A 2,193-nucleotide genomic window follows, 5' to 3' on the forward strand; every position below is an offset into this window, starting at 1 on the left:
CAGGTGTGGTTGGGTGTCAACAAATAACCGGGGTTATCTGGCCCATTGGTTACAACATCACATTTCAGATTTGTTCTAGGCTACGCACAAAAACCGATTGATGTGGGATTTTGGAGACAGAGCCAGGGCGTTGTTCTAGAATTACTGCCTTTTTATTCGAGACCTTTAGACTGTGGCCATAACTTTTCACCCTGAACCTGGCACGATTCTGATGTGTGATTTTACAACTGGGTTCAAAACGCCTGAAATGGTAAAAACAAGGCCGATTGTTGTTATTTCCCCAAAACTTAAACGTTGTTCCGGGCTTTGCACAGTCTTGGCTATAAGCTCAGCTAAACCGGAGCCGGTAGAAAAATGGCACTATCAATTGCCTAGAACAAGCATGCCGCAAATACCCTTATTCCTAAACAAGGACTCATGGGTTAAAGGAGATATGATTTACCGTGTATCATTCGAACGCTTGGAACTAATCAAAATTGGGAAAGACAAAGAAACAGGGAAGCGCATTTACTTTAGGCAACGATTAGGCAGAGAGCAGATGGGCAGTATTTACTCATGTGTATTGCATTCACTAAATTTAGGCCACCTTCCTCAACATCTTTGAAAAAAATTTTTGTCGCCATATTGACGTTGGAAGTCTCCGAGATATACTTATGATGTTCCTGCGCTGCTTCGGCATCAGGCATTTGAGACTACTAGAATTTAGTAGCTAGCTACGGCATGAGCGATGACAAGCTAGCTGTAGCTATGAAATGAGGCTCCGAAAGGAGCCTTTGTCATTTTTGGGCATGGGAAAATGGCTCTCACTTTTTTACGCCTGCACCAGCCCACCAAACATGTCGGTATATTGCTCAACCAGCTCGGCATCCGCTTTTTCCAGCTCTTCCGGCTTAACGTCCTCGTCAGGACAGCCGGCCATGCTCTTGATGGCCTTAATATCGACCTTCGCCAGCTTGCAGACTTCGACTATCGCCGCTTCCAGCGCCACGCATTTCGCCAGGAACCGTAAGGCCGGGGCTTCGGCTTGCGGATTGCCTTGCTCTGCATAGTCGCAAGCTATCAGCATCAGCGCCCGATTTTTCCAATACTCGATTCCATAATGCCCGACGAGCGCCGTTAGGGCGTGAATGCGCTGCGTGTAATCCGCATGGGTAGCGATGTAATGCTTGCGCTCGACTTGCCCCATAATCGCATCAGCTTCGCTTTCATCAAGCCTTGCAACGGCTTCCATAACTAGCGCTGCCTGCTCTTGCGGGGTCAGCTTGGCATAAAGTTTGTTCACTTGGGCGGGCTTCATGGCCTAGCCTCCAATAACTTTTCAAGCCGTTGCAAACGGTCGGCCATTTCCTGCAATTCGATTAGCTTGCCTTGCTCGGCCAAGGCTCGAATCAGCATCGAACCAATATCAGGCGCAATACTGCCGTTTAGCGTAGCTGTAACGACATTGCCGCCAGTCTCCGGCAGGGTGGCGCCGGTTTCGATAGTGACCGGCAAGGCTTGCGGCCTGAGTGGTGGGCATATTCTATCGAGTAACACTTTAGCGGCCTGTACATCGCCGCCCTTGGCTAATTCGACCAGTTTTCTAACAACGTCCGGCATATCGTCGGCAATCGCTTTTCTAAGCAATGTCGCCGGGGTCTTGTCCTTCGGTCGGCCTGCCGGGTTTCCGCTCTGGCCGGGTTTGAATTTTGGCGTGGGCATAGTGTTCTATCTCTGCATGTTTCAGTGAGGTTTTAACCAGTCTGAACGGTGGACAGGTTACCGGACAACCGGACACTTCTATAGAAGTGTGTCCGTGTCCGTCCGGCTATTAACCCCGGACAACTTTTAATTTTGTCCGGCCCTGTCCGTTGTCCGTCCGATATCATTCGAAAATCCGCCAAGCGTACGCATCGTATTCAACGGTAAAGCCCTGATTTAGCAGCTTGTCGCGGCATCGCTTGAACGCTTTACGCTTGGCATCCTCGGTATTGGTATCAACCACGATGGCCTTGTAGGCCAGTTCTCGCCAATGCTCGATATTGACGATTTTTTGCTGATTGCCGCGCAAGGAATCAAAACCGCCAAACTTGGCTTTTATCTCGGCGGTCGGCTCTACCCCATGCGCCGCGATGGCTTCGCTTAGACTGGTTAAAATGGCATCGTCCCGCGCCGATAATTTCCGCTTTTTGACGGTGGGCTTGGCTTCGCCGG

Annotated in this window: 3 protein-coding genes and 1 pseudogene; 1 reads left to right on the forward strand and 3 read right to left on the reverse strand. The window is 50.0% G+C overall.

Features of this window, described 5'->3' with window-relative positions; all coding sequences use genetic code 11:
• The first annotated feature begins 172 nt into the window (after window positions 1-172).
• A complete protein-coding gene (locus tag NP603_RS22140; protein ID WP_371928947.1) occupies window positions 173-604 on the forward strand; it encodes a type II toxin-antitoxin system PemK/MazF family toxin in 432 nt (143 codons plus the stop codon).
• Between the two features lie 207 nt (window positions 605-811).
• Here the strand turns inward: NP603_RS22140 and NP603_RS21780 are convergent, their stop codons facing one another.
• From NP603_RS21780 to NP603_RS21790, 3 genes and pseudogenes are all read right to left on the reverse strand, one after another.
• The gene (locus tag NP603_RS21780) at window positions 812-1,297 is read right to left on the reverse strand and encodes a hypothetical protein (protein ID WP_256612967.1); all 486 of its coding nucleotides are present in this window, start codon (window positions 1,295-1,297) and stop codon (window positions 812-814) included.
• Window positions 1,294-1,701 (reverse strand): DUF5681 domain-containing protein, encoded by a 408-nt coding sequence (locus NP603_RS21785; protein ID WP_256612968.1) that lies wholly within the window; start codon window positions 1,699-1,701, stop codon window positions 1,294-1,296. The genes NP603_RS21780 and NP603_RS21785 overlap by 4 nt, the downstream gene beginning before the upstream one ends.
• 163 nt (window positions 1,702-1,864) lie before the next feature.
• Window positions 1,865-2,193 (reverse strand): annotated as a pseudogene (locus tag NP603_RS21790) (AAA family ATPase); the annotation flags it as partial.

This window comes from Methylomonas aurea, from assembly GCF_024505045.1.
Classification (GTDB): Bacteria; Pseudomonadota; Gammaproteobacteria; order Methylococcales; family Methylomonadaceae; genus Methylomonas; species Methylomonas aurea.

Bases quoted from the DNA above. Each gene is read 5' to 3' on its own strand.
- NP603_RS21780 (WP_256612967.1), bottom strand. From the start codon at position 1,297: ATGAAGCCCGCCCAAGTGAACAAACTTTATGCCAAGCTGACCCCGCAA.
- NP603_RS21785 (WP_256612968.1), bottom strand. From the start codon at position 1,701: ATGCCCACGCCAAAATTCAAACCCGGCCAGAGCGGAAACCCGGCAGGC.